The sequence below is a fragment of the Aquimarina macrocephali genome, assembly GCF_051627225.1.
In the GTDB taxonomy this organism is placed as follows: domain Bacteria; phylum Bacteroidota; class Bacteroidia; order Flavobacteriales; family Flavobacteriaceae; genus Aquimarina; species Aquimarina macrocephali.
The window spans coordinates 5,092,828-5,119,213 of record NZ_CP151795.1 but is presented as its reverse complement, the minus strand read 5'-3'; the positions used below and the strand labels follow the sequence as shown (position 1 = coordinate 5,119,213).

Annotated in this window: 26 protein-coding genes; 8 read left to right on the top strand and 18 right to left on the bottom strand. The window is 33.3% G+C overall.

Going from position 1 to position 26,386, the window contains the following annotated elements:
* Positions 1-67: 67 nt before the first annotated feature.
* From AAFU52_RS22675 to AAFU52_RS22650, 6 genes are all read right to left on the bottom strand, one after another.
* Positions 68-820, bottom strand: coding sequence for a LytR/AlgR family response regulator transcription factor (locus tag AAFU52_RS22675; protein WP_438423659.1), 753 nt, complete (start codon positions 818-820; stop codon positions 68-70).
* Positions 801-1,544, bottom strand: a complete 744-nt coding sequence (locus tag AAFU52_RS22670) for a sensor histidine kinase (RefSeq protein WP_438423658.1) — start codon at positions 1,542-1,544, stop codon at positions 801-803. The genes AAFU52_RS22675 and AAFU52_RS22670 overlap by 20 nt, the downstream gene beginning before the upstream one ends.
* A 358-nt stretch (positions 1,545-1,902) precedes the next feature.
* Positions 1,903-2,658 (bottom strand): hypothetical protein, encoded by a 756-nt coding sequence (locus tag AAFU52_RS22665; protein ID WP_438423657.1) that lies wholly within the window; start codon positions 2,656-2,658, stop codon positions 1,903-1,905.
* Complete coding sequence (locus tag AAFU52_RS22660; protein ID WP_438423656.1) at positions 2,655-3,077, bottom strand: ABA4-like family protein; 423 nt, start codon at positions 3,075-3,077, stop codon at positions 2,655-2,657. Before AAFU52_RS22660 ends, AAFU52_RS22665 begins: the two co-directional genes overlap by 4 nt.
* A 463-nt stretch (positions 3,078-3,540) precedes the next feature.
* A complete protein-coding gene (locus AAFU52_RS22655) occupies positions 3,541-4,671 on the bottom strand; it encodes a PQQ-dependent sugar dehydrogenase (protein ID WP_024769415.1) in 1,131 nt (376 codons plus the stop codon).
* A gap of 274 nt (positions 4,672-4,945) precedes the next feature.
* The gene (locus AAFU52_RS22650; RefSeq protein ID WP_024769414.1) at positions 4,946-5,581 is read right to left on the bottom strand and encodes a LysE family translocator; all 636 of its coding nucleotides are present in this window, start codon (positions 5,579-5,581) and stop codon (positions 4,946-4,948) included.
* A 122-nt stretch (positions 5,582-5,703) separates the two neighbouring features.
* Here AAFU52_RS22650 and AAFU52_RS22645 point away from each other — a divergent pair, with 122 nt between their 5' ends.
* Positions 5,704-6,156, top strand: coding sequence for an Lrp/AsnC family transcriptional regulator (locus AAFU52_RS22645; RefSeq protein ID WP_158237279.1), 453 nt, complete (start codon positions 5,704-5,706; stop codon positions 6,154-6,156).
* Here AAFU52_RS22645 and AAFU52_RS22640 read toward each other — a convergent pair.
* From AAFU52_RS22640 to AAFU52_RS22630, 3 genes are all read right to left on the bottom strand, one after another.
* Positions 6,153-8,537, bottom strand: coding sequence for a TonB-dependent receptor domain-containing protein (locus AAFU52_RS22640; RefSeq protein WP_438423655.1), 2,385 nt, complete (start codon positions 8,535-8,537; stop codon positions 6,153-6,155). The two genes, AAFU52_RS22645 and AAFU52_RS22640, sit on opposite strands and share 4 nt — an antisense overlap.
* A 148-nt stretch (positions 8,538-8,685) precedes the next feature.
* The gene (locus AAFU52_RS22635; RefSeq protein WP_024769411.1) at positions 8,686-9,828 is read right to left on the bottom strand and encodes a helix-turn-helix domain-containing protein; all 1,143 of its coding nucleotides are present in this window, start codon (positions 9,826-9,828) and stop codon (positions 8,686-8,688) included.
* Between the two features lie 93 nt (positions 9,829-9,921).
* Positions 9,922-10,482 (bottom strand): Crp/Fnr family transcriptional regulator, encoded by a 561-nt coding sequence (locus AAFU52_RS22630; RefSeq protein WP_024769410.1) that lies wholly within the window; start codon positions 10,480-10,482, stop codon positions 9,922-9,924.
* Between the two features lie 333 nt (positions 10,483-10,815).
* Between AAFU52_RS22630 and AAFU52_RS22625 the strand changes: the two genes are divergently transcribed.
* From AAFU52_RS22625 to AAFU52_RS22615, 3 genes are read left to right on the top strand one after another with little or no spacing between them, the layout of a single operon-like run.
* On the top strand, positions 10,816-11,718 hold the full coding sequence (locus AAFU52_RS22625; protein ID WP_438423654.1) for a GlcNAc-transferase family protein: 903 nt from the start codon (positions 10,816-10,818) through the stop codon (positions 11,716-11,718).
* Positions 11,699-12,304 carry a prolyl hydroxylase family protein gene (locus AAFU52_RS22620; protein WP_438423653.1) on the top strand — a complete coding sequence of 202 codons (606 nt, stop codon included), beginning with the start codon at positions 11,699-11,701 and terminating at the stop codon, positions 12,302-12,304. Before AAFU52_RS22625 ends, AAFU52_RS22620 begins: the two co-directional genes overlap by 20 nt.
* Positions 12,305-12,317: 13 nt before the next feature.
* Positions 12,318-12,683, top strand: a complete 366-nt coding sequence (locus tag AAFU52_RS22615; protein WP_152538487.1) for a hypothetical protein — start codon at positions 12,318-12,320, stop codon at positions 12,681-12,683.
* A gap of 397 nt (positions 12,684-13,080) precedes the next feature.
* Here AAFU52_RS22615 and AAFU52_RS22610 read toward each other — a convergent pair whose 3' ends face one another.
* The 6 genes from AAFU52_RS22610 to AAFU52_RS22585 all read right to left on the bottom strand — a co-directional run bounded on the left by AAFU52_RS22610 (position 13,081) and on the right by AAFU52_RS22585 (position 20,857).
* Positions 13,081-13,590: a DinB family protein gene (locus AAFU52_RS22610; protein ID WP_024769406.1), complete on the bottom strand. Its 510-nt coding sequence runs from the start codon at positions 13,588-13,590 to the stop codon at positions 13,081-13,083.
* 18 nt (positions 13,591-13,608) lie between these two features.
* Positions 13,609-14,607: an NAD(P)-dependent alcohol dehydrogenase gene (locus AAFU52_RS22605; RefSeq protein WP_438423652.1), complete on the bottom strand. Its 999-nt coding sequence runs from the start codon at positions 14,605-14,607 to the stop codon at positions 13,609-13,611.
* Positions 14,608-14,871: 264 nt separating this feature from the next.
* Positions 14,872-16,518, bottom strand: coding sequence for a hypothetical protein (locus AAFU52_RS22600; RefSeq protein ID WP_152538486.1), 1,647 nt, complete (start codon positions 16,516-16,518; stop codon positions 14,872-14,874).
* 168 nt (positions 16,519-16,686) lie between these two features.
* The gene (locus AAFU52_RS22595; RefSeq protein WP_438423651.1) at positions 16,687-18,348 is read right to left on the bottom strand and encodes a 7TM diverse intracellular signaling domain-containing protein; all 1,662 of its coding nucleotides are present in this window, start codon (positions 18,346-18,348) and stop codon (positions 16,687-16,689) included.
* Positions 18,349-18,522: 174 nt separating this feature from the next.
* Entirely contained in the window at positions 18,523-20,349 is a 1,827-nt protein-coding gene (locus AAFU52_RS22590) for a serine hydrolase (protein WP_438423650.1), read from the bottom strand.
* Positions 20,350-20,413: 64 nt separating this feature from the next.
* Positions 20,414-20,857 carry a GNAT family N-acetyltransferase gene (locus AAFU52_RS22585; protein WP_438423649.1) on the bottom strand — a complete coding sequence of 148 codons (444 nt, stop codon included), beginning with the start codon at positions 20,855-20,857 and terminating at the stop codon, positions 20,414-20,416.
* Positions 20,858-21,439: 582 nt separating this feature from the next.
* Between AAFU52_RS22585 and AAFU52_RS22580 the strand changes: the two genes are divergently transcribed.
* Complete coding sequence (locus AAFU52_RS22580) at positions 21,440-21,679, top strand: hypothetical protein (protein WP_438423648.1); 240 nt, start codon at positions 21,440-21,442, stop codon at positions 21,677-21,679.
* Positions 21,680-21,768: 89 nt separating this feature from the next.
* Entirely contained in the window at positions 21,769-22,440 is a 672-nt protein-coding gene (locus AAFU52_RS22575) for a DUF2293 domain-containing protein (RefSeq protein ID WP_438423647.1), read from the top strand.
* Positions 22,441-22,532: 92 nt separating this feature from the next.
* On the opposite strand, the gene AAFU52_RS22570 is transcribed toward AAFU52_RS22575, so the two are convergent.
* The gene (locus AAFU52_RS22570) at positions 22,533-23,039 is read right to left on the bottom strand and encodes a hypothetical protein (protein ID WP_438423646.1); all 507 of its coding nucleotides are present in this window, start codon (positions 23,037-23,039) and stop codon (positions 22,533-22,535) included.
* A gap of 711 nt (positions 23,040-23,750) precedes the next feature.
* Here AAFU52_RS22570 and AAFU52_RS22565 point away from each other — a divergent pair.
* Positions 23,751-24,200 carry a hypothetical protein gene (locus tag AAFU52_RS22565; protein ID WP_024769398.1) on the top strand — a complete coding sequence of 150 codons (450 nt, stop codon included), beginning with the start codon at positions 23,751-23,753 and terminating at the stop codon, positions 24,198-24,200.
* A 44-nt stretch (positions 24,201-24,244) separates the two neighbouring features.
* Here AAFU52_RS22565 and AAFU52_RS22560 read toward each other — a convergent pair whose 3' ends face one another.
* Complete coding sequence (locus tag AAFU52_RS22560; protein ID WP_024769397.1) at positions 24,245-24,916, bottom strand: sterol desaturase family protein; 672 nt, start codon at positions 24,914-24,916, stop codon at positions 24,245-24,247.
* 231 nt (positions 24,917-25,147) lie between these two features.
* Between AAFU52_RS22560 and AAFU52_RS22555 the strand changes: the two genes are divergently transcribed.
* Entirely contained in the window at positions 25,148-25,402 is a 255-nt protein-coding gene (locus AAFU52_RS22555; protein ID WP_438423645.1) for a hypothetical protein, read from the top strand.
* Positions 25,403-25,425: 23 nt separating this feature from the next.
* Here the strand turns inward: AAFU52_RS22555 and AAFU52_RS22550 are convergent, their stop codons facing one another.
* Positions 25,426-26,271 (bottom strand): CPBP family intramembrane glutamic endopeptidase, encoded by an 846-nt coding sequence (locus AAFU52_RS22550; RefSeq protein ID WP_438423644.1) that lies wholly within the window; start codon positions 26,269-26,271, stop codon positions 25,426-25,428.
* Between the last annotated feature and the right edge of the window lie 115 nt (positions 26,272-26,386).

Sequence of the window (26,386 nt, the reverse complement as noted above, 5' to 3'; positions counted from 1 at the left end):
TTCTGTTACCATAAATAGAGCTTTTTGTTGAAGTGTTATTTTTAATTGTTGAAATGTAATACGCTTATTATTTGTTCATCCATTCTTTAAAATCACTGGTCTTTTGCCTACTTACAATAAATTCTTGATCTCTTGGATTTAACATAGAAAGTTTAACTCGATGATTAAAATACGAATCTATTTTCTGAATTGAAATTTTGGAAATAATTTGACCACGGTTAATCCTATAAAATTGATTAGGGTCTAACGAGCTAAATAATTGATCGATAGTTTCATCAATAATGTAGCGTTTATTAATAGTCACTCCAAAAGTGATGCTTTCTTGAGAATACACATATATCAAATCAGAAGTTTTAATTTGTACAAATCCGCTTCCTTCTTTTACTAGTATACCTTCTCGTTGGTTGATTACTTGCATACTACTAAGAAGCTGTTTTAAAATATCAGGAGCAACAACAGAGGGTGTATTTGTTTTAAAAAACTTATTAAGTGCAGTATTTAGTTCATCCTGTTGGATTGGTTTGAGTAAGTAATCTATGCTATTTACTTTGAAAGCTTGAATAGCATATTGATCAAAAGCAGTTGTAAAAACAATAGGTGCTTCTACATTTACTTCCTGAAATATTTCAAAACTCAGACCATCCGCTAGTTGTATATCCATGAATACTAAGTCTGGAGTTGGATGTGTTTGAAACCATATAACAGCATCTTCAACTGTATCGATTACGTCTAATAATTGATATTCGAAACCACCAGTTTTGAGCACGTTTTGTAATTGATTGGCTGCACGCGATTCATCTTCAATAATCAGTACTTGCATAGTTTTTATTTTGATCTGTTATTTTTAATAAGGGAAGGGAAACGGTAAATTGATTTCCATCGTTTTTAATTTCAGGAGATTTGTTAGAAATCAAAGCATATCGCTTTTGTATATTCTTTAGCCCTACTTTTGTTGAAGGTATTTTAGTAGATTTTAATTCAATTTTATTCTGTACTATTAACTGATGATCTTTAGCTTCAACATGTATTACAAGAGGCTTTCTTTTCGAAATCACATTATGTTTTATTGCGTTTTCAAGTAAAAGTTGAAGACTCATAGGGGCAATCATAGCATCTAGTGCTGTTTTTGGAATATGCCAATTCAATTTCAGGTTATCTCCAAATCTTTCAGACTGAATATGAATATAGGCTTTAGCAAATCTTAATTCTTCTCTAAGCGAAGTTAGATTAACATTTCCAGACTGTAATATAAAACGATATACATCAGATAGTTTGTCAACAAATTCTTTTGCGTCCTCTTTAGAATTTTGATCAATAATGTCCCGCAATGTATTGAGGCTATTGAATAAAAAATGAGGTTGTGCCTGGTTTCTAAGTGCATCTAATTGTGTCTGTACAATCACTCGTTTTGCTTGTTCTTCTTCTTTAATTGATTTTTTTAATCTTATATAATAATAAACTGCTTCATATATTGCCATTGTCATAATAGTGATTAATATAATAGGTATAAGTATCTTTAATTGTGTGGTGTGACTGGAGTTCATACCAAATAAATTAAAGATCTTTGTTAGTAAAAACCCTCCAACGAAATCAACAAATAGTATAGTACTAATAATAGCTAGAAAAAATATTACGATGCGCTTTTTATCATCCTGAAAATCAGGATATTTTTTCCGTAAAAAAATCATAATTGATCTTATAATAAACCAATCAATAATTGTAAAAAATAGGGAGGCACTCCAATTAAGAGTTGCTATGCCAAAAGAGTGCCTTGCAAATGAATTATTAAAAAGGTAGTCCGTAATCAAACTCAGAATTAGAATACCTATGACAGTGAACCAAAAGTCATTAAAACCTAAATATTGTATACGTCTTTCTTTGTTAAATAGCATAGTAGTTTGATTATAGACTAATTAATGGCATACCTTGCTTAGCTTGATAGAAGGTGAATCCAATCCATGTGGCGTAAAGTAATCCAAAAATAGTTACCGAAATGACTTGATTTCTACTTGTGGCATTCCATTTATTAGATATCCATAGTGCGAATAACGGAATTATTTGTATGCTATGCAATCCAAAAAAATGAGCTACCCTTAAGTCACCACTTACACCAACATTATGAGACATTTCACTTATCATTTGACCACCAATCCAACTACCAAAAACTACGATTAACCAACCTAGAAGTATAGCCCATTGAATTGATTTAGACGTTTTTAATTTTAATCGGATAGTATCAAAGATAAATAACACCATAATTAAAACATTGATTACCGTTAGTATTCCCATTGCTGCAAAGAGTAATGCATCAAATTGAGACGATACATTATAGTGAGATTGCACTCCTCTAGATGCCTGATAAATAATGAGAAAAACTTCTATTAATAGTGTCCAGGTAACGATGTTATTGATACAATTTTTCTTTCTTTTTGAATACGGATATAAAGTCATAAGGTATCCTACTGTAAAGATATAAATGCCTACTGAGATTGAAAATTTTAAAGGTTTAATCCAAACATTCACTCCCATAAGTGTTCTTTCATCAATAAACCAACCAATCATACATCCAACAGCCAAAATTATATGGGTCATTACTACCCAATACAATATTGGACTTTCTTCTTTTACTGTGCTAAGTATTTTGCTTGAATATATCATGATTGTTTTTGTTTAAATGCTCTAATGATTATAAAAAGTAGAAATCCAATAGGTCCTAACATGAAAGTCGCAAAAAGACAAGGAGCCATTATTAATTGATGAATTTTTACTCCTTTATTTTGGTCTAGCATCCACATGCCTACCAGAAGATCAAAAGCTAGATAATGTACCCAGCCAGCCAGTACGGCATTTTCTTCTGTAAATAATGCCATAACCGAAGTAAGGCTTCCAAAATCTATTCCTCCACCTATTTGGATGGTTTTGAAAATATAGAAGACGTATATAAAAGACAGTAGTATCGGAACTACTTTGAAATCAATTAAGAACCGGGTAGCTTTCCAATTTGGAAAAAGAATCATAAGAATCCACATTGGCATAGCAATCATGCTTGATATAGAAAAAACTTCAGTGGGTGTCATAGTTATTTGTTTTAAAAAAGAATGGTTTAATGTATTTGATACTTCAAATATGTAGCTGTTAGAGAGAAGATGAAATGCCTTTAGGTTCAATCATCGCTAAATATCCTTGAATTGTCAAATTGGACAATTCAAGGATGCTTTGATTAGAATAACATAAGGCACGCTATATATAGGTCTAACTAAATAGTGAAAAGAAATACAATTAAAATTCAACAAAAGAAGAAAAGGAAATTTCTAAATAAATGGATTTTGGTTTACTAGTATCACTTAAAAATAAAGCCTTATAAAACGACCGTTTTATAAGAGTGGATAAATAAAAACGGTATAAAAACTAAAAAAAGCCCCACAGTGTTTTAAAACCTGTGGAGCCATGATAATAGTTTGATGATATGATTATAAATTAAGAATAATCAGTTTTTGTCATATCCTTGGTTATGTTCTACGACAAGGTTTTTCTGAAGAATTACTTTTCAATTTTATTAATTTCTATAATACGATGTGTACTACTGGTATCTCCATACGAATTTCCGTTGGTAGCAATAAAGACACGTCCCTGAGGAGAAACCGCAATATCTCTAAGGCGGCCAAATTTACCATTAAAGAACACTTCTTCATTGGTAATAGCAGTTCCATCACTATTTAAAGTAAGTGCAATTATTCTTTGGTCCTTTAAAACGGTCATCAATAATTTATTGGTCCATTCAGGAATTTTATCACTGGTATAGTATATCAGGTCAGAGGGAGCAATGGTGGGTGTCCATTCAAAAATAGATTCAATAACCTCTGTGCCTGCTGCAAAAGTCTGTTCGTTTGGAGTATCAATTTTACCTTTTACATTGGGCCAACCATAATTTTTGCCAGACTGTATGATATTTATTTCATCATCAGAACTTGGTCCGTGCTCAGAACTATATAGCTTGCCATTAGGGTGTAATACCAATCCTTGTGCATTTCTATGTCCCAAACTATACACATAACTCCCTGTAAAAGGATTATCAGAGGGAATAGTGCCATCTAGATTTAATCTTAAGGTTTTACCTCCCAAAGAATTCATGTCTTGAGAAAGGTTTGTGTTTCCTGCATCACCCGTAGTCATAATTAGGTGCATATCTGGAGTGATCAACAAACGAGAGCCATCGTGGTTAGAGTTGGCAGGGATTTGGTCTATAAGTGTGGTTTCATTAGTTAACGTATTATTGGCATATGTAAACCGAACCAATCGTTCCAGTAAACCACTTCCTCCATTATACGTGTATACAACGTATACATATGGATTTGTATCAAAATTTGGGTGAAGTACCATTCCTAATAACCCACTTTCACCTACTTGTGATACGTTAGGAATAGTAAATACCAGTTGTTGTTCTCCGCTGTCAGGATTTATCCTGCTAATTTTTCCGTTACGTTCGGTAACCCATAAGAAATTATCAGGACCCCAAATTAGCTCCCAGGGAACACTTAAGGTTTCTACTAATATTTTTGTTGCTTCTACAGGTTCACCTGTATCAGGATTTGTAGTATCGTCATCTCCTGAACAAAACCATAACAAAAATGAAATTAGTACAATACTTGCTAATTTTGATATTCGCTTCATAATATTTCTTTTTAAGTCAACAACTGAATCTTGTAAAAGATAATGATTGTCAATAATTTGTATGATAATTGATAGTTGTGATTTCACCTATCAATTATTCTATATATTCTTATGAGAAAACAACATATCCAACTTTATTCTCAAAAGCTAATTACTTTCTCTTAATTATACAACGGTTAACTTATACGATACCCTACTTTTTTTCTAGATTTTAATTCTTTTTTAAGAATTGTTTACATGCTGTTATGAAAAGTTTTAATACTTATCTGAAGTATTATTTTTTACTTAAGGCTAATTTGATTCCTAGTAAAATAAAGAGAACTCCTGTGGTTTTATCCATCCAAAACTTCACTTTACTGTTCCCTCTGATCTTGTTTGCCAGCTTGGCAGAAAAGAATGCCAATATCATACACCATATTGTGCCTGTAGTTACAAAAGTAAACCCAAGAATTAGAAAAGGAATGGCACTTTTTGCATACTCAGGATTAATAAATTGTGGTAAGAATGCCAGAAAAAAGAGAGCAACTTTTGGATTAAGTAGATTGGTTAAAACACCTGACATGTATACTTTTAAGTAGTTTTGTGTTGTATCTTTTCTCTTAATTACTTCAGCAATAGCTGTTGATTTTGCTAACAATGATTTAATTCCCAAATATAGAAGATAAGCAGCACCAGCATATTTAACGATACTAAATGCAGTAGCAGATTTTGCTAATAGAATAGATAACCCAAGTGCTGCAAAAAGACAATGTAAAAGAGCTCCCGAAGATATCCCCAGAGCAGAGATCACTCCAGATTTTTTTCCTTGTGAAATGCTACGCCCTAAAATATACATAGTATCTGCTCCAGGTGTGAGGTTAAGCAGTATTCCTGCTAAAATAAAGGTTCCAAAATTGAGAATGCCAAACATAGGATTGTATTAGATTTTGATTCAAAATTATACGAAAGAAAGGAGACTAAGAAAACAAATCATTGGCTTATCTTTGTTTTTTCTGGAGAATATATCTTAATTATAACTAAAAACCAATGATTATGGTGAAAGACGATTTAGACTGGAAGATTTTAGAATTATTACAAAAAAATGCACGCTTGCCATTTGCACATATTGGTAGAGTAGTGGGGCTTTCTCCATCTGCTGTGGCAGAGCGAGTACAACGTATGGAAGATACAGAAGTGATCACAGGATATACAATGCAGGTAAATCCTGCTAAACTGGGATGGTCTCTTTCTGCATTCATTATGATGAGTGTAAATAGAATCAATTTTCAGTCTTTTACCGATGCACTGGATGCAGATGCGTATCCTGAAATGGTGGAATGCACCAGAGTCACCGGAAAAGACTGTTTAATAATGAAGTTTCATGTAAAGGATAGTAAACATCTTGAAGAAGTTATCAATCGTTTAGCACAACATGGAGATCCAACAACATTATTGATTTTGAATGAGTTAATGAAAAATGGTACAATAGGAAGATGTACTCATTAGTTACTTCTGTTTCTTTCCTCATCATTTCCAAAACCTCTTTGTTTACTCTTTATTTTATTATTTCCAAATGTATAGGATAGTGATATTCTGGCAAATCGAGGGCTATAATTTTGAGCATATACCGATTCTATACCATTTACTACAGAGGCTAGCCTACTATAACTTGATGTATCTAATATGTCATTCACCAATACCGAAAGCTGTAGTTTATCTTTAAACATACTTTGTTTTACTCCTAGATTTAGGTTGTAGGTTTCACTAATATCAAACAAGTTAGCTTTATGTGGTGAATTATATAAAAAGTTAACTTGTAATTTGGTGTTTTTACCTAATGTAAACGTATTATTTGTAGAAAAATAAAGCTGAAATCCATCTTCGGCATTAGCGTTTATTTTATTATCAATCACAGTTTTGTATCCAAGAACATATACCTGGTTCTGGCTTTTCCACCAAGGGAGCGTATTAAAAGAGAATGTTTCACCAACTCCCCAATTATAACTTTTATAATAGTTTTCTCGTATCACAGCTTGTACCTCGGTTTCTTGATCTGCAGTGAAAATAGTACCAAAACCATCAGTGGTAACATTAAGGAAAGCATTGGTAGTTAGTGTATTATTGTAGGTGTGATTAAATTCGAAACTATCTGTAAATGAAGGTTGTAAAAATGGATTTCCTTCAGAGAAACTATTACTATTCACATAAATTCTGAATGGATTTAAATTTCTAAAACCTGGTCGGTTAATACGTCTTCCATAATTAAGAGAAAATACGTTATCATCATTTTTTTGATATGATATATAGGCTGTCGGAAAAAACTTTAAGTATTCGTTCGTATTGGTTTGGTTTAGGGTTTCTGAGAACCCTTCTGTAAGTGTGTTTTCTACTCGTAATCCGAGTTGAAATTCCCATTTTTCATTGATCTTTTTTGAAGCATTAACATATAATGCCTGAATATTTTCTGTGTATTCAAATTGATTGGAAGCTATAGGATCAAAAATAGGAGTACCCGTCTCTGTAGTGAAATTTTGTAAACCATTTATGGTTTTGATAAAACTAAGCTTACCACCATATGATAAATTAACAGATGGAAAAGGGTGTTCGACATCTATTTTTGCACTAAAATTATCGATACGTTGATCCGATAAGTTCATAGCTGCATAGTTGATCCCAACAAATTCACCGTTTGGTAAGAACGTATTCACTACATTGTCTTGTTTCAGGTTATTGTCATAATCAAAATAATCAATATCAAAAGAGATTTTTCTATCCAGAGTATCCAGTATAGTAATCATATGTAGGTTATACAGGTGGCTTTTTACCTTTCTGTCAAAAAAACCTGTATTATCTAATATAGAATCTAATTGATTGGATGCATTAAAAATTTGAGTAGTAGATTGTACGGCATTATCCGGAGTATTTTGATTCCCCAGGTATTGTGCTCCTATGATAATATTATCTGTAATGTCATAATCTACCGATAAACGTCCTGATATATTATCTTTATTTGCCTTGTTATCCATATCCAATATCCATGGGCCATTGGGATAAAACACATCTACTTCTTCTATTTCTCTATTATTTCCTTTAGTACCATTAGCACTTACAGAAAATCGTAATTTGTTTTTGTTATAAAAAAAGTTGTTACGTAAAGTAGTAAAATGGTATGTATTCTGATTGTGGGACAGGGTAGTGGTATTTTTCCAGGAATTGCGTGCTCCTTTTTTGTAAACAATATTAATAAGTCCACCATTTCCTGCAGCTTCATATTTAGCTGGTGGATTCGTAATAATCTCTATTTTCTTAATATCACTTGCTGCTATGGCATTTAAAAAGTCTATTAGTTCTTCTCCGGATAGCTGTAATAATCGTCCATCAACCATTACGCGTGATGCACCTCTACCAATCATACTCAAGGTATTATTCTGGATGGTGACCCCTGGAGCTATTTTAAGAGCATCTAATGCATCTCCGCCACTGGCAGCAATACTATTTTCTACGTTAAACACCAAACGATCTGGTTTACGTTCTATTACTTTTTTGGTTTTGGTAATCACAACTTCATCAAGGCTGGTAGTACTGCTTTCGAGAGTAATATTACCTAAATCTACAACGCTATCTAGTACGATATCTTTTTGCCATTCGGTATACCCCATAAAACGTATTGCCAGTGTATAAGTTCCTTCTTTTGCCATTAGGGTGAAGTTTCCGTTTTCGTCAGTAATTGCACCCGTGATTACTGTACCATCAGAACCGGGCGTTGATAAAATAACATTGGCAAAAGCTATGGTTTCTGTTTTACTAATAACTTTTCCTTTGATTTCTAGTTGAGAAAAGCATAAGAAAGGACATAAAAACAATAAAGAAATAAAAATAGATCGCATCACAATTTTATATTTAAGATTAATTATGAAGCAAATATCATTTTTGAATACAACCTATGCGACCGATTAAAATAATCGAACGCTTTTGATCACCAAAAATGAGTTCGACTTTTTACAAGCAAGCGTTCGACTTTTTGCAAAGCTCTGATTATGAGTTGTTTTTTCTGTATTGAGTAGGGGTGACGTTAGCGTATTTTTTAAAAGAAGTGTTGAAAGAAGATTTAGAGTTAAAACCAACTTCATACAAGATTTCGAGAACAGTTACCTGTTTTTTAGTAGGATCTTTTAAAATATCCATTGCATGTTGTATACGATATTCATTTACAAAATCAAAAAAGTGCTGATCCAGATGATGATTGATCAGAATCGATACTTCTCTAACGGGTAGTTGCAGATCATCTGCCAAATTCTGTATAGTGAGTGTAGGATTTAGATAAGGTTTTTGGTCGATCATATACGTTTTTAATTGTTGTATTTGATCCTGAATCACTTTATCGCCTGGGAGATTGATTACTGTTTCATTCTTTGTAATCATATTTTCTACCGGAAGTAATTTAGAATCAATTCCTCTAAAAAAACCTGGATTATACAATGCTTTTAAAATTAACCAGCATATAAAGCATAGAACCAGAAACACAACAATAATTCTGGCAATATTTACAGTTTGGAAATCATCATTATAAAACTTAAATATCGTTTTTGAAGTACTAACAACAAAGATGAAACTAGAAATAACGTTTAACTGAAACAACCATTTATGTTTTGCTGTGGTTGCATTAGAGTAGTTTTCCAGCATTATCTTCTTAGACTTTTTTAAGATGACAAAAATGGCAATGATATATGCTATAACCTGAATATGACCAATAATCATAGTGGAAATGGATTCTGGAGTTAGCAAATAATTATTCATAAAAGAAAGTTTGGCTTCTTGGCTTGCCAAATAAAATCTAGGTGTAAATATCAAAGTGCTTATTACAAATGGAAGTCCGTGTAACAGATGTTTTGGTTTCAGCTTAAAATCTATATAGATAACCGATAAGACAAAAAGATAAAGCACCGGACTTGAAAAAGATGGAAGATCCATACGTATCATTTCTAGCGTTAGAGGCATATCTATAAATCGATGGTAGAAAAAAGAACTGATATCGATGGCCACGAGGATAAGAAAAGCAGCAATAAGACGATTACTGGTTTTGTTTTTGGTTTTTACGGTTAATAAGAAGATGGCAAAAAGTGATGATATAAATACAATCATCAAGCTTATAATGCTAAGAATAGCGTAGTTATCCATTTAATAATTTAATACTTGTGTTTACCTTTGATGATATATAAGTTTTGAGAACCATACGGGATTCTCATAATTTCATCAAATATACTAACTATATTAAGATATCTCATGTAGCGCTCTATTAAGACTACGTAGCGTTATTCCTAAATAATCGGCTATATCTTGTTTAGAAAAAGCCATAGCTTCATCAGAAGAAAATTTCATTAATTTCTTAAGGTTATAGGCTATAGGATATGATTGTTGTTGGGATGCTCTAATCGCAGTATCTCGTACTTTATTGGCTAGTGCTTTTAATAACAATACATTAAGTTCTGGATGATTTTCCAGTAGCGTATAAAAATCTTTAACATCAACCTGGTATCCAGTAACCTCTGTTATCGTTTCTGCATTGCAAAAGCTAATAACATCATTAAAGATTTCTAATTCTCCGAGGATTTCACCAGTACTAAAAAACTCCTGGATAAAGTCTCGACCATTATCTTCATTTACATAACATTTTACCACACCACTTTTTATAATAAATATAGAGGGTACATATTTTCCTTGAATAATAATTTTTTCTTTTGAAATAAACTTCTTCTCTTTTACCATAGTACTTGCAGAAGATTCTGATAGTTGCGAAAAGAAATCTAATAATTCTTGATTGATCCTAATCATTTGAAAAATGCTTAAACAAACAGTCTTTTTTAGTTAAAAAATGATGCACGTGCAATATACTAAAGAAGTAGTATGATTATATAGATATTTTGATTCAATTATAGATTCTGGATCACGTCTGGAAAAGCAAGAAACCTCATTTCAAAAAGAGCATACCACTACCTCAATCTCCCTAAAGTTACATCACATTAGATCATACCTAAAAAGGGTAAATCACTGACTATTAATAGGTAAATCCCCCTTTTTTGAGAGACGAACCCATTGTATCTTGATAAAAATTTAGTTGTAATGACTCGTTTGGAGATAAAACTTATAACTGAAAAAGAAAGTAATATGCTCGAAAAGATATACATACAAATACCTGCATATCGCGATAAGGAACTGTCTAATACCGTTATTGACCTTAATAAAAAGGCAAAACATCCCGAAAGACTTAGAATCGTAATTGCATGGCAACACGGAAATAAAGAACAGCTTAAAAAAGAAATTTTTGACTATGGCAATGTCGAAATCCTCGATATTCACTATAAAGACAGTAAAGGTTGTAACTGGGCACGTAATTTACTTCAAAAACAATGGAAAAATGAAGCCTATACTTTGTATTTGGATTCTCATCATAGGTTTGTGAAAGACTGGGATCAGGAAACCATAAAAATGTTTAAAGTCTTAAAAGAAGAAGGTGTAAAAAAACCAATTATTACCGCATATCTCCCTTCTTATGATCCCGAAAATGAACCCGATGGTAGAATGAAATACCCCCTTAAAATCTATCCTTTAGAACGGGATAAAGGACTTCTTACTAAGTTAACAAGCTACCCTATTCCTCATTGGAAAAAAATTAAAAAACCACTTGTCGCACAATTTATCTCATTGCATTTTTTGTTTGCTGATGGTTTCTTTAATGAAGAAATTCATTTTGATCCAGAGATTTACTTTTTTGGAGATGAGGTTTTAACAAGCCTTAGAGCGTATACATATGGGTATGACTTGTTTCATCCTCATATTATCCTGGGGTGGCATTTATACGATAGAAAAACAAGAACGCCACATTGGGATGATCATACTTCATGGTATAAACAAGAAGAGATGTCTTATAATAAAATGAAAATAATCTATACAACGAACATGACTTCTAATGCTATACTTGGGTTGGATAGAAAAGTGATTGAATACGAAAAACATATCGACCTTAAGTTGTATGATAATGCCATAGAAAATGAAGCAATCAATAGCTGAAATATTAAAAAAAGATAAAATCGTGTGTGTTGATGGTTTTTTATCTACCTCGATGTGTACTACAATATTAGAAGAACTCGAATATTCTTTTTGGAAACGCAGTACAGTAATAGATCCAAGGATACATGAGAGTCATCTTAGCAATACCCGGGTTAGTAAAAGTGCAGATCAGGTGTTATTTACAGATACCCTTTTAGAGGTGGTAGAGAAAATAGAGAACGATATCAAATCATTATTTGAGGTGGACCTGAATAGATTAGAGCATTGGCAAGCGACAAAATATGCTAAACACGGTAAGTTTGATTATCATTATGATAGCGGAGCCTGGGGGGAACATTATGCAGGAGAACGAAAGAAAACCTATTTGTTATATCTCAATACACCTAAAAAAGGAGGCGCTACACATTTCAAAAATTTAGACATCAGAGTTAAACCAAAACAAGGAAGGTTATTGGTCTGGGATAATTTACTACCAGACGGAAATTGTAATTATGATATGTTGCATGCAGGACTACCAATTGTTAATGGTAAAAAAACAACATTGGTTACCTGGGAAAGACAAAAAGAAATACGACAGAAACTCTAAAATTGAAACGCATATGACAAAAAAAATCAAAAATTTAAAAGCCGAAAGTTCTAAAATACCTAAAGTATCAAAGTCTCATATAAGAGATAAGAACCTTGTTATTTCTGTAAAGAACCAAGAGAAAATTATAAAGGATGTTATAAAAAAGCATGGACCTATTATTGATCTTGAAAAAGACCCACAATTACTAATTGATATTCTGGTTAAATTTAAACCACAGTTTTATGGACCCGATGGAGGGTTACCACCGGGAGGAGTGCCTGATCCACCACCACCGCCAGGACCATCTTCATATAGAGGTATTGAGAATGTGCATCTTATGAAAGAAATTCTAAAACTGAATAAGAAAATGAGTAGTATAAAAAAACGACTCAAGTAAGCTTAAACCTGGATTGTGCAGTAGATTTTCTAATACATAATTCGGGTTTGCTATGTATTAACCTGAGTTCGAGTAATCTGAAATGCGTTAGTTTGAGTGAAATTCTGTTAAGAATTTTGTATCGAAAACAAGCATTTCAATGCTAAAAACCTATTCTCGATACAAATTTTACTCATTCTAATCGTAAAATTCACTCGAATTGACAGTTTTTATGCCCTTTAAATATTAATCAATTAGTATCGGACCGAGCTTTTCTAAACCTATATAACCATCAAAATAAGTAAACAAACTTCCAGAAAGGCTCTGTTTGATCAATTCATTTTAGAAAATGTATTATTCTAAAATATTCATTTAAGGGTAATACACTCTTTTTCTTTTGGTGTTATACTAAACCCTGTTATTCGATCTTTAATTCTTCAATAGCAGCTATGTGGTGATCATCGTGTTCTGCAACAAAAAGAAATAAATCCATGGTACGCATTGGTGTTTTTAACCTGGGATGCAATGCATGTTTGTAGATTTCCTTTTCGGTAAGTTTGTGGAGTTGGCTAACAGTTTCAGAACGAATATCTAAGAATTCATTGAGCAAATCATTACGATCTCTAAGATTATGTTGTGCAAAATCTGTTTTTTTATTTTGCAGATCGGCTGGTCTTAACTCCAATTTATTGGTTAAAATATCATTAAGCCTTCCTTGCCAGATGGGTTCTAAATCGATCAGGTGTCCAATATTTTCCTGGATAGACCATTTTCCGTTTTTCTTACTGGTTAGCTGTTCTTTTGTTAGGGAATCTATTGTATTCTTGATGACAGAGGGTGTTTCTTCCAGTCTTTTGAGTAGTAAAGGGAAGATGTTTTCTTCAAAAGAGAAGTCAAACTTTCGATCAAACCATTTTGCTCGTTTCATATATTTATTCTTTTTAATTTAGGCTTCAGATGTGATAATTATTTTTCCCAGAACCAGCCCTTCTCCAAAATACTGAAATGCTTCGATACCTTCAGACAATGGGTAACATTTATCAATAACGGGTACTACTTTTCCAGCATCACGTAGTGCCAGCATATGATTTATATCTTCTTTATTCTGTTTATGCATTAGCAATCCCATTTTCTTATCAGTGGTTTTTGAGATCAAGGGACCGCAAAAGAGAATTTGTAAAAGGCGACGCATAGAACCACCTGCCATAACATATGCTCCTTTAGGTTTTAATATACGTTTAAAATCAAAAACAGAGCGACGTCCTACAATATCAAAAATCAAGTCGTATTGCTGTTTGTTTTTGGTAACATCTTCTTGAGTATAGTCAATAACATAATCTGCACCGATTGATTTCATTAGGTCTAGTTTCCTTGCGCTGTCTACACCAGTTACTTCGGCACCCAATGATTTGGCGATTTGTATTGCAAATGTACCTGCACCACCACCAGCACCATTGATCAAAACTTTTTGTCCGGGTTTAATCTCTCCATTATAACGAAGTCCTTGTAGAGCGACAACACCTGCTTGTGGTATAGCCGAAGCTTCTTCAAATGTTATATCTTCAGGTTTGGGCAAGAGTAACTCCTGATCTACACATACATATTCTGCAAAACCTCCCCAATGCAAAAATATATCTCCGAATACTTCATCACCGGTCTCAAACTGGGCGACTTTATTTCCTACGGCAATAACCTGTCCGGCAATATCAGAACCAAGAATATGATATTTGGGTTTTATAAGGCCCCAGATACGAGCAAAGAAAGGTTTTCCTCTTAGGAGTTCCCAATCTGATGAGTTGATAGCAGTTGCATGAATTTTGACCAGTACCTCATTATCTTTGGGCGTAGGTATCAGAATATCTTTTAGGGTAAGCACATCAGACGAACCGTATTTGTGATACATCAAAGCTTTCATTTGAGTATCCTGTTCTATACTGTGCCCCATGTGTATTTATGATTGGTGTGTATGTATAGGACGATTACCTTGGGGTATTGTTACATCATTATTATGAACCTGATTTGGTTAATCATTGTTTTAGCATATTTCAAAGCTCTAGAAGTACATATGCAAGTTCTATGGGGCTATACATAGATGATAACCAGATACTAGTATTAAGGAAAATAAATAGGAGAGAGGTATTTATCAAAAATAAGAAAGCAGGATTGTATTTAATACAGTCCTGCTTTAAAAATAAAAACCAAGGATAGATTAATCACAAGTTGTGGTTACTTCTTTAACATTACTTTGTGTTTCTATAAGGTTGTCTAGTTTCATGGTTCCTCTTACGGTTATTTCAACAAAATCACTTCCTATTGTTGTAATTACTCCATCAAAATTGTTAAAACTGAATTGAGATACGATTTCATTTCCTGTTAACGTTTCGTTAGTTGAAGTATCTGTACCTCGAACACGATAGCGTTGTACAAAAGGTATAATTACATTTTTATAACTTTGATAAGCATCATATACAAGAACTCCTGTTTTTGGTAATACTTCTATGGTACGATTACTAAAAAAAGTTTGAGTTTTTGATACCGAATTTTCACCAAATCCAGTATTAGATGTTGTCATTCCTTTGGATACGCTATATCCTGTAGAGACCGTTGTGGTTACATCAACTCCAACTCCAAAGAATTTGGCAGAAGCAGATGCTTCTACAGAAGCAGATACTTCATATGTGCTTTCTGAGGAGAGTTCTATAGATTCTTCCCATCCTATTGTTGTGCTTGATTCTTCACTTATTTCTGCTCCGACTTCTTGTTCTAATGTTCCTTGACTACAGTTTACCAGAGTACTATTAAACCCAAAAGAGGTTTCTGCTGCGGGAAGAATGGGTTTCATAAATTCGGTTTTTCCAAAAGAATCAATTTTCCATTGTATGGTAGCTGGGACAATTCTTAGATTTGCAAGTTGGTAATATTGGTCTTCAGAACCTGTGCTCATGAAATGACCATCAATAGCATTAGCATTTTTTGATCTTAAAATATATCCATGTGTGTTGTTTTTTATGTAAACGCTACCATCATCATTCGTTTCTATAATAAATTCATGTTCTTCGGTAGCAAGATTTTGATTGGCTAACTCTTCGTATACAAAAGAAGAATAAATATTACCTTGTATTGTTCGCCAGTAATGATTTGACCCTACTGCACGAATATAGAATGTAGCTTCTTTTCCTGGTACAGGGAACAGATAATATTGTGCTTTTATTTTATTTGTTGCATTAAATGCATCTTTAATATACCTAGAATAAAAATCGCCACTAGAATTTTTTAAAATAGCAATACCAAGATTTGATAATTCTCCATCTACAACTACCTGAAAATGATAAGGTATTGCTGAATTAAATGATATGGGTTTCTTTTTTTCAGCCAATGTATTAACCGATATTTTTAGAGCGGTACCGTTTTTTTGAAAAGAGACTTTTGTGAAAGTTTCAATTTGTATTGTTTTTCCATCTTTATCTTTGATATCTATTGTAACAGAAACTCCTTCTTTAAGCTCATTAACTGCTGCATCTGATAAATCTTCAATCGGAAATGAGATACTTGCTACATTGGTAAATTCATTTAACACCAGACTCCTGGAATATTCTCCCTGAGTAGCATCAATTTTTACTTCCGCAGTAGCGGGCGAATATCCTTTTTTTGCCACATTACGAGCATCTATGATTATCCCAATATCTCCTTTATTTGCTTCGAGATCTTCTTTACTAATACCATCTCCTTCATTAATATCAGATATGGGTTGTTCTGACTCTGGTGTAGCAGGTTCATCATCTTTACTACAAGAAGTCAATGTTATGATACCTGATAAGAATATGTAAATGGCATATTTAAAATACTTGATTTTCATGATTTGTGTTTTGATTAGTATACTTGTTTTTGTTCTGGCTAAACTATAAAACAAAGCAACCCAATCCCGGAAATTGGGGTGGACAAAATCATGGACAATTTAAAAAACCTAGTAATAATAAGGTTTAAGAGAGGAGGTGTAGAACAATAAAACAGAGAGAAAGTAGTGCTATAAGCTTTCGATTACGGTATCGATATCGATGTTTTCTGTGTCGGATATCTTTTTCTTAAGACGATATTTTGTTTTGACTACGCTATCAGGATTGATTCCTAACATGCCGGCAATTTCTTTATTCGATAAATGAAGTTTTAGCAATGCAATCATACGAATCTCTGCATTGGTTAATTTAGGGTATTTAGATTTTAACGTATAAAAGAAATTTGGATGTACTTCTTCATATAGTTTTTTAAAACCTTCCCAATCTTCTTCTGTAAGTATAATAGATTTGGTTAGCTGTTGCAGGTTTTCTTCTTTTTGTGGTAGTGTATTTGTTGATTTTTCAATTTGTTGCTCAAAAGCTTCAATGAGTTTATTTTTTTCTCGTATTGAATTAGAGAAATTATTAAGCTGCTGTTTACTCAATTCTAATTGCTTTTGCGTAGAAAGCAATTTAACTCTAGCGGCATTTTGTTCCTGGTTGTGGAGATAAAATATTCCAAATAAGAATATAATTTTTTCAATGGCATTTCCGGTAATAGAATATGAAAATGTCTGTACCATTTCATCATTGTATTGGGTAATCCAGGTGATAGTTGCACCAATAACAATAAACAAGGTGCCGAGCAGAATAAAATATTTAAATTTCCCCGGGATTACCATAATAAGAAAGGTACTCACCAATAAAAACATAAGATTGGTGATATTTACTTTTGGTAATACGCTATAATATGTGGTCATATTGGTAAGAGAAAGATAAAATAGCAGTATTACGGCCAGTATAGCCAATACGATATAGCCTTTAAAGATTCCACTTACGATCTTATTATATTTTTCAATCTTTAAATAGTTATGTACAAATAGAAGATATAATGAAGCAGTGATAGGAAGAAATATACTATGTGAAATTGGCCAGGTAAATGATAGCAGGGTTGGGATTTGATAATACCCTGTAAAAAACAATACATGACTAATACTATAAAAAGCATAAAAGATATAGCTCTTTTTAAATGCAGTGACCATAAGGTAAAAATTGGCTAGCAACACCAGAAATAGTACTCCAACATAGATGCTACTACTCCATAAATCAAATAATGCTTTTTCTTTTACTACTGCACGATCACTTATGTATACAAAATCAAAGCTTTTAAAGGAAACATTGTATAAGGCTCCGGGCATTTTTATATAATACGTTCTATTGGTATTAGGGAGCAGGTAATCCAGAATTTTACCATCTGCATTTTCGCCACTATATAACTTATTATTAAAGTTATTAGGTAGCACGCCCTGGCGTTCTGTAAAAAAGCTGTTTCCTTTGTTTTTGGTGAAAAACTGTACATCCCAATCATTAGAAAAGATTACAAAATCTCTTCGTACATCCGAGGTGTTTTCTATTGTAAACTTTAGCCAGATGGTCGCATTACTATTATATGCAAAACCATTTTTTCTCGATGTAAAATGGTGTTGAAAGTTTTCTGCACTAATATGTTCAAAAGATAAGCTTGTTGTATCTTCAAAAACAAGAAGCACTGTGTCATCCAGGTATTCTTTTTCTAGTGCGTTATCAGTAAGCTCATATTTCTGAGCGTAGCCAGTAATTAGATGAGAAAAAAATAAAAAAAAGAATAAACCAACAGGTTTAGAAGTAGTTTTAAATATTTGTTTTGCAATCATTTAGTTTATAGTATACTGTTCGTATAATATATGGGGTAGTTAACTATATGCAGTAAACTGTAGCTAAACATACGAACATTACCCGAAAATGGGTATATGTTACGCTAAGTTTTTATAAATATTATGTTATTATTAAGAGATTTGAGTTTTCGAATATGTATCCAAAAAAAGGAATTACTCGGTATTACTTTGCTTTTTCTGCTCTATTTTTTCGATCATGTTTAGTGCATTCGTATTTTTCTCATTAAGGCTATACGATTTTTTGTAGTTCTCAATGGCCAGATCCAGATCTCCGATTTTCATACAGGCTTCAGCATAACTGTCATATACATTAGAGCTCTCTGGATAGAGTAGCACATTGACTTTAAATATATTTTGTGCTAACTTTAAGTTTTCGATACCCATAAAACGATATCCTAATCGATTTAGATTGTTTTCTGAAACTGCTGGATCATCTGCATTGGTTTTCATCACTTCCTGATACGTTTTCAGACCTTCTTCAAAATTACCTTCTTCAAGGAATTCAAAAGGAATTTTTTCGTCTTCTTTCATCAATACCAGAGTAGATTCAACTGTTTTTTTCATAGGATGTATAAGTAGCATATTTAATTGCCCACTCTCTGCATCGGTTGTAAACTGAACAGGTTGGTTTTTTTCTCTACTAATATACGTGCTATCAGATACCTTAAATAAAGCTACTGGTTCTGTGCCCAGGTCTTTTTTGAATAACTGATTATTAGTGTGGTATATTTCGATCAAATTATCGTTTTGCAGACGATATCGACCACTAATTTCTTTAAGTTGAGCAGCATTCATCTCCTTTTTCTCATACGTTGGTACAAAATCATCCCATGAATAGGAAAGTGCTACCGATCGAATCAATTCTGAAATAAAATCAGGATGATTAGAATTGGTTAATACAACCACTCCGTACCCTTTATCTTTATGCGCTATCATTTCACTTGAAAATCCTTCGTCCCAGCCTCCGTGGCCAAAGTAGATTTCGTCTTCCATTTTATTTATAAAGATGCCTAATCCACTAAAATCTTCTACAAACGGAGTTAGCATTTTGGTAGTCATATCCTGGGATAATGCAGCTTTACTTTCTCCTTTTAATGTCTGCTGTATATTAACCGCAAATTTACCCAGGTCCTCTGCGGTAGTCCATAGTCCTGCTGCGGCCATTTCTGGATAAGTATGTCGTTTCCCTTTGGTCATAGAACCATCTGGCAAATAACCGGTTGCTGCCATTTTAAATTGCTCACTTTGTAAGGGTTGATCATATGTACTATTACTCATTTGTAAAGGCTGCAATACCAACTCACTCATAAGTTGTGGAAATGGTTTTTGAGCTACATCGATCATCATTTGTTGCATCACTGTATATCCTCCTCCAGAGTATCGAAAACTCTTTTCCGGGATTTTATCTACAAAGATAGCTCCAGAGTTGGCAGGGGATTCACCGTTTAAAACTTGTACTAGTGTTGGTACAGGTAGATCAGGACTGTACCCTAAAAAGCCATGTACGGTTAGTCCTCCAGAATGATTAAGAAGATGCTTGAGCACAACTTTCTTTTCTTTAGTGAATTCACTGTCTGGTAATTTCCAAGATTGTAAATAGGTATTTACATCTTTATCGAGATCTATTTTACCCTGTTCTACAAGCGTTAATGCCCCGTATGCTGCTACAGGCTTACTAATAGAACCTGCCTGAAAAAGTGTTTGATTCGTGACAGGAGATTTAGTTTCCTTGTCTGTGATACCATAGCTTTTTATCCAATCGATCTTATAATCTTTAATAACTGCAATGCTTACTCCCGGAACACCGTAATGTTTCATGCGTTCTTCTATAGTCCATGTCGAATCTCCTTTAATATATACGGGATGACTAAGATTGGTTTCTACCAGCTTTATATGATCTGGTGCAACCACCACTTCTGGAGTAGTAGAGCAGGACATAAAAAAAGAAAGGACAGGGAAGAGGAATACGAATTTTTTCATGATGAATTTGATTGATGATTGTGTTTGATGTGCTTAAAGTTAGTAAATATAATAATGGATAGTGTTAGTCATCATTTTTTAGTTCAAAATTAATAAGAACAATAGGATCTTTGTCTTCTATTCCGCCTGCAGCGGCATAGGCTTTTCTTGCTGCAGTATTAGAATGTTCTGTTGCAAGCCAGGCTTCCTTACAATCTAATTGTTTTGCATAATCACATAAATACCTGGTAATTTTGCGTCCGATTCCTTTATTATGGTATTCATCCAGTACAGAGACTTCATCTATAAAGAATACAGGATCTTTATCGGGATGGACATAGTGAAATCCCGAGGCCATTGCGACAATTTGAGTACCATCATATCCTAATACCATGTGATGTCTGGGATCATTTATAAATTCTTTGGCCCGATTTGTTTTTATGGGGTGATCAAACAAGGTATCTCCTACCTGTTCCATAGCAGAGAGGTCTGCTTCGGTAGCTAGTTTTAGTGCTATATGTTCTAACATGATTGACAATATGTGTTTATACCAATGTACTCTTTTTTTGAGTACCGATACTTCTTTTTGTCTTGCAAATCAAAAACTTAACATTGCGGGTATCTCTAGTCATTCATTCTATAACAATTATAAACGTAGATAACAAAAACAAGTTCCCTCATCAAGAAGGGGAGTTCACTCATTTGTGATTTTATTAACATAGCCTATGTGATATTTTTAAGTATAACTTAAACCCGGATTATGAAGTAGAAAATCTATTACGGCTTGAAGCTACTTCAAAATATACCGTTGCACTACATTTTTCAGTTTAACCATAGCGATGCTATGCAAAAACTAAGAAAATTGTCATATTTTATGGTACTTTCAAGTCTCATAACGAAGTTCTACTGCATAATCCGGGTTAAAACAACTCACCATGAAAAATTCATCACACTACAGTACTACGATTCATCAATATTTTTTCTCAATACTATGCATGTATACGATATGAGTAAGTAACCATATCACCACAACATAGTTCAGCATAACAATCCCACAGTTACAGAAGGGGAAAGGATTGTTATTAGTAATAACACATAAAGAGAAATGTATATGGATTGCATGATCAAACATATCCAAATCATAGAACGAATGGATCAACTTATTCGTTTACAAGCTACCGGATCACCAGAAAAATTTGCACAGCGATTAGGGATTTCAAAAACCAAACTCTATAGAATGATTAATCTTATGAAACAATTAAGCGCTCCGATTGAGTATGGTACAACTATTCAAAGTTATGTATATACAGAAGCGGTTGGATTTACTTTTGGGTTTTATAGAAGCAGATGAAAAAGAGTATGTGTCAATATACGTGATGTTTTAGGATGAATTGAATACTAAAAAAATGTATTTTCGCCTTCTTTTAAAACAATTGATATTTGGCTACAACTTCTCAGAATATATTTTTAACGAAGAAAGAAAAACTTCGATGTATACAATGTGGTAAACGCATTCTTGTTGGGAAATCATTTGTAGCAGAAAGCGAAAAACACAAAGGAACCTGTTTTAGCTGTTCTCCGTTTGGTGGGTATGTATTGTTACCGCCAGGAGATGCTGCAATGACCCGTAGATCCAAGAAACATTCTACCTTGTGCGGAGTAGTATGGGCATGGAATCAACGCCGAAAGCGCTATGAGCGACAAGGGCAGTTGGTGGAAGAAACTGCTATAGAGAAAGCAAAAACAGAATGTGAGAAAGATCAAGGTATCCGTGCAGAAAAAAATAGAAAAGCAGCTATAGTACGAGAACAACAAGACAAAGAATATATTATTAATTTCGCCATCGCTATTAGAAGACGATACCCTAATTGTCCCGTAAAACGAGAGTTTGATATAGCAAAACACGCATGCGAGAAATATAGCGGTAGAGTAGGACGTACAGCAAATGCTAAGGAATTTGATGATAAAATGATTGATCTTGCAGTAGAAGCTCATATACGACATGCCGAAACTAATTATGACAATCAGTTTGGTAAAGGGAAACGTAAAAAAGAAATCCGAAAAGAAGTACGATCAGATATCAATCAGGTATTAAAACACTGGAAAAAGTAATGTTCAAAAAAGAGGCATGCTCATAGGATCAAATAAAAAAAAACAGACTTCACATAGAAGTCTGCTTCTTTACTATCAATACTGTGAATTCTCTATCTGTATACTGAGTAAGCTAACACACAAGAATTACTTTCTCTTTCATTGCATGTCCAAAATACGATGTTGGCACTAATAAAAGCAGCTCCGGCAGAACTGGTTAATTGATTTACGTGTGCCTGTAGATCATCTTGATAGTGATCTAAATTGATATCTCCATCACCGTCAACATAATAGATCATACTTTTGTAGTGTGTAGAAACAGCTCCTGTTGGTGGCCATACACGAGGGTACGTAGTACATTCTTTTACATAACGCTCGAACTCAGATGAAGCATCCTCACTACATCCTTCATCTCCGTGAAGTGTACAATTAGCCTTAGCTTGTACAGGAACAAGTTTACTTAATTCCTCTTCTGTAGCCTGGCGATGTTCTACAGTACCCACTAATTCCAAATATGGATTAGTCTTAACAATTTCTGGTTGTTCTGTATTCGTTTCACAAGAGGTAAATAATACTAGGAATACTAATAAACCTGATAAGAATTTTGAGTGTAATTTCATTTTATATTATTTAGCGGTTAATACTTTTACTAAATAACTAATTATCTGCCTGATAATATTCAGTTTATATTTTAAGAATATGTGAAGAAAGCAATTCATTTTACGGGGGAATTTCACCTATTCATAATGATGAATTAACAAGTAAATAACGTACTGTATTTTGAAGAAAATGTTTATACTACTGGCTATACATCATAATTTACTTGACACCTAGAGTTTATGCAAAGAGCGGCACAATCACCCTATTGTCGAAGCATATTAATTGCTGGATTATGGAATGAACTATTTTGAGACAGAACCTCGATAAGTTCTTTAAATTAAACACTCGATCATCTACGGTAGCACCATATAAAGTTATGTTTATACAGAAACGGTGGATTTAGATTTAGATTTTATATTAGAAGATACAAATGATTATAATGAGTATAAATAAGGAGTAAATATGCAAGTCGTTTTTTCAGATTGCAGATTAATTATTATATTATGGCTGTTGTATATTTAGGGAACACTATAAAAAGAATTACCTCGGGTATGTTATTTTAATAATTGGAAGGAATACGTACTTCGAAATGCTTAGCACAGCAAGGTTGTTGAGCCCTCTCTTAGCATAGAATGATAAGGATTTTATCAAAAAAAGTAGCTAAACACACAACTAGCACAACAACTTATATAATGTAACGTTTAAAGGGGCTTAAAATATATACAGATATTATGGGATATATAAAAGATTCTCCTTTCTACAAAGATGCAATACATGAATTTAATTACCCTAGTGGTAATTATTACCTGTTTGATACTTTTGTAGTTGCAGAGATTAATGAAGGAGTGTTATTTACCTGGGATGATCATGCCAAACCCATTACTGAAGAATTTGCCCATCTGTATGATAATAATGGTGAAGATATTGTATATATCTCAAACCGCGTGAACTTATATTCTGTAAAACCGAGTGATTGGGTTAAGTTTTTTAGAAACGGTTATAAACTAAGAGGATATGCCGTGGTAAGTTATACCTCCAGGGGGATTTTTAATTCTTTGATAGAAAAACTCTTTATGCGAAACAGTTTCCAGAGCTTTGATAATCTTGGAGATGCCATTACATGGGCAAAAGAACTAGTTCAAAAAATAGAAGTAGATTCTGAAAATGAGCAAAGCGTATAAGCATACTTTTTTCTTTTCTTATTGAGTATATAGTAATTGATAAATTAATTATTCTTTCTACTATAATACGTGCGAAAAATCCTATCCCAGATCACAGTATAAAACCCAAAATTGTATTTTGAATACTCATGATGATCTCTGTGAAAGATGTTATTACCAAATAGTAAGACCCGTTTATTCGAGGACGTATTTAGGTGTGATACTACTCCGATCACCCAATTAAAGAATAGAAAGAAAATAAAACTATAGAAATTAAGTGATAGTAAGAAAGGGAGTAGAGTTAGTATGCAACCAAAAAGAATCGCCTCCAGAGGATGCATCACATATAGGCTGATCTCGTTAAAACTATAATGCTCATGATGTTTTTCATGTGCTAGTGTAAATGGCCAAACGTAGTGAGAGGCATAATGAAATATATACATCACAAAATCAACAACAACAAAGAGTATTATAAAATCTCGTATAAGATTATCATTAGTAAAGATAATTTTGGAGTTGATAAAAAGTAGATATCCGGGAATTGCAACGAGTACATTGATTATCATAATTGTAATAGAAAGAGTAACATCTTTCTTTTCGATGGGTAACTTTTGATGTCGATAAAAAGAAGACCAAAGATAGCTAATCAGAATGGTACATAAGAACATAGCTATATTAGCCACAAGCAGTAGTCCCCAAAAATAGAAAGGGTTATGTAGTTTATAAAGATGATCCAATGTTTGCAATAGTATTGATTATAGCTGATGTACAAATCTAATGGATTTTTCTTTATTAATGTCCGGGCTTCGGCTTCGTGTTTCCTGAGCCCTTCGGCAAGCTCAGGACAGACCTGTCGAAGGGTTCAGCCCTCGATTTGAATGAAAGAATGACTTCTCCCTAACCCTGAGGCTCTCGAAGGGTGAGAGCTCAGCATAAACAAGGAGACAATTTTCTTGTCAAAAAATGACATGAATCATTATTTAGGAAGTTGGTGTATTGTATTTTTATCAAAAACCAGGAATATAAATAAAACAATATTGATTATGGAATTTATGGAAATCAAAGACAACCAGGGAACTATTCATTATATCAATCCTAGTCATATTTCGGCTATTTGCGAAACAGGAGATCAGTGCAAAATTAATTTGATGGGACAGGATTATATGATCACTCAGGATACCTTAAAAGAGGTCAAGCTTCATCTTACTTCTTTTAAGCATTAGTAAGCCAACCGAACCCTGAGCTGTCACACTGAGCCTGTCGAAGTGGGTCGAAGGGTGAGATACCTGAGTATAATCATAAACATATAAATCAGCCCGGTAAACATAAGGTTAAAAACTACGATATCAATTCCTTTTGTTGTTGTTGGTTGGAAAATCATAGTACTTGCCGTTAGAGACATATGCATAAGAATTATGATCCATAAACTTTGGGTGTGATCATATACCCAGACCATCAAAATTCTAAATGCAGGTAAATGCGTAACCAGCTTTATGATCAGTAAGATTATTAATGGAGCATCACCATCGGGATCTTTGTCCATAAAAAGAGGTAAATGCCATATTCCCCATATAACACCAACAATTAATCCTGTAGTGAGTATATTGAAACGCGCCCTCAATTTTGGTACAGCAAACCCTGTCCAACCGATCTCTTCAAAAAAACCGGCTACGATGCCGCCTAGAATTCCCCCAAGAATTAAAAAGAGAAGATCATCGGTAGAAAGAAGGATAGGAGAAAATTTAGAAGAAAAAACAGAGAGTATTAAATAGGTAAGTCCAAAAAGTAGAGGAGCAGAAAAAAGAGCTATCACATACCATCGAGTTTTCACTTTCCATTTACCCATTCGAGTTTTTAGTTGTTGAAAACTGTTTTTACCATCTTCAAAATAGTTAACTAACAAACCTGCTATAAAGGGTCCTGCACACATAGCCAAAAATAGTAATGGAATTTGACTATCCGGTACTTCTTTCTTTCCGGTAAATCCGTCAATACCCATAATAAAAATAAGACCTGTCCATGAAATCAAAAAAGTAAGTAGAAAGTATATAAATAAAAGGTGTTTTGTACGAATACCTGAGCTGTTTTTCATGCTATACAGTAGTTTTATGCTGAGTCTTTTAGATTACCCATTTATCGAAGTACTTATGTTACTAAAATAATGAATCTTTTATTATGATTTCAACTTTTAGTAGTGTATTTGTGTC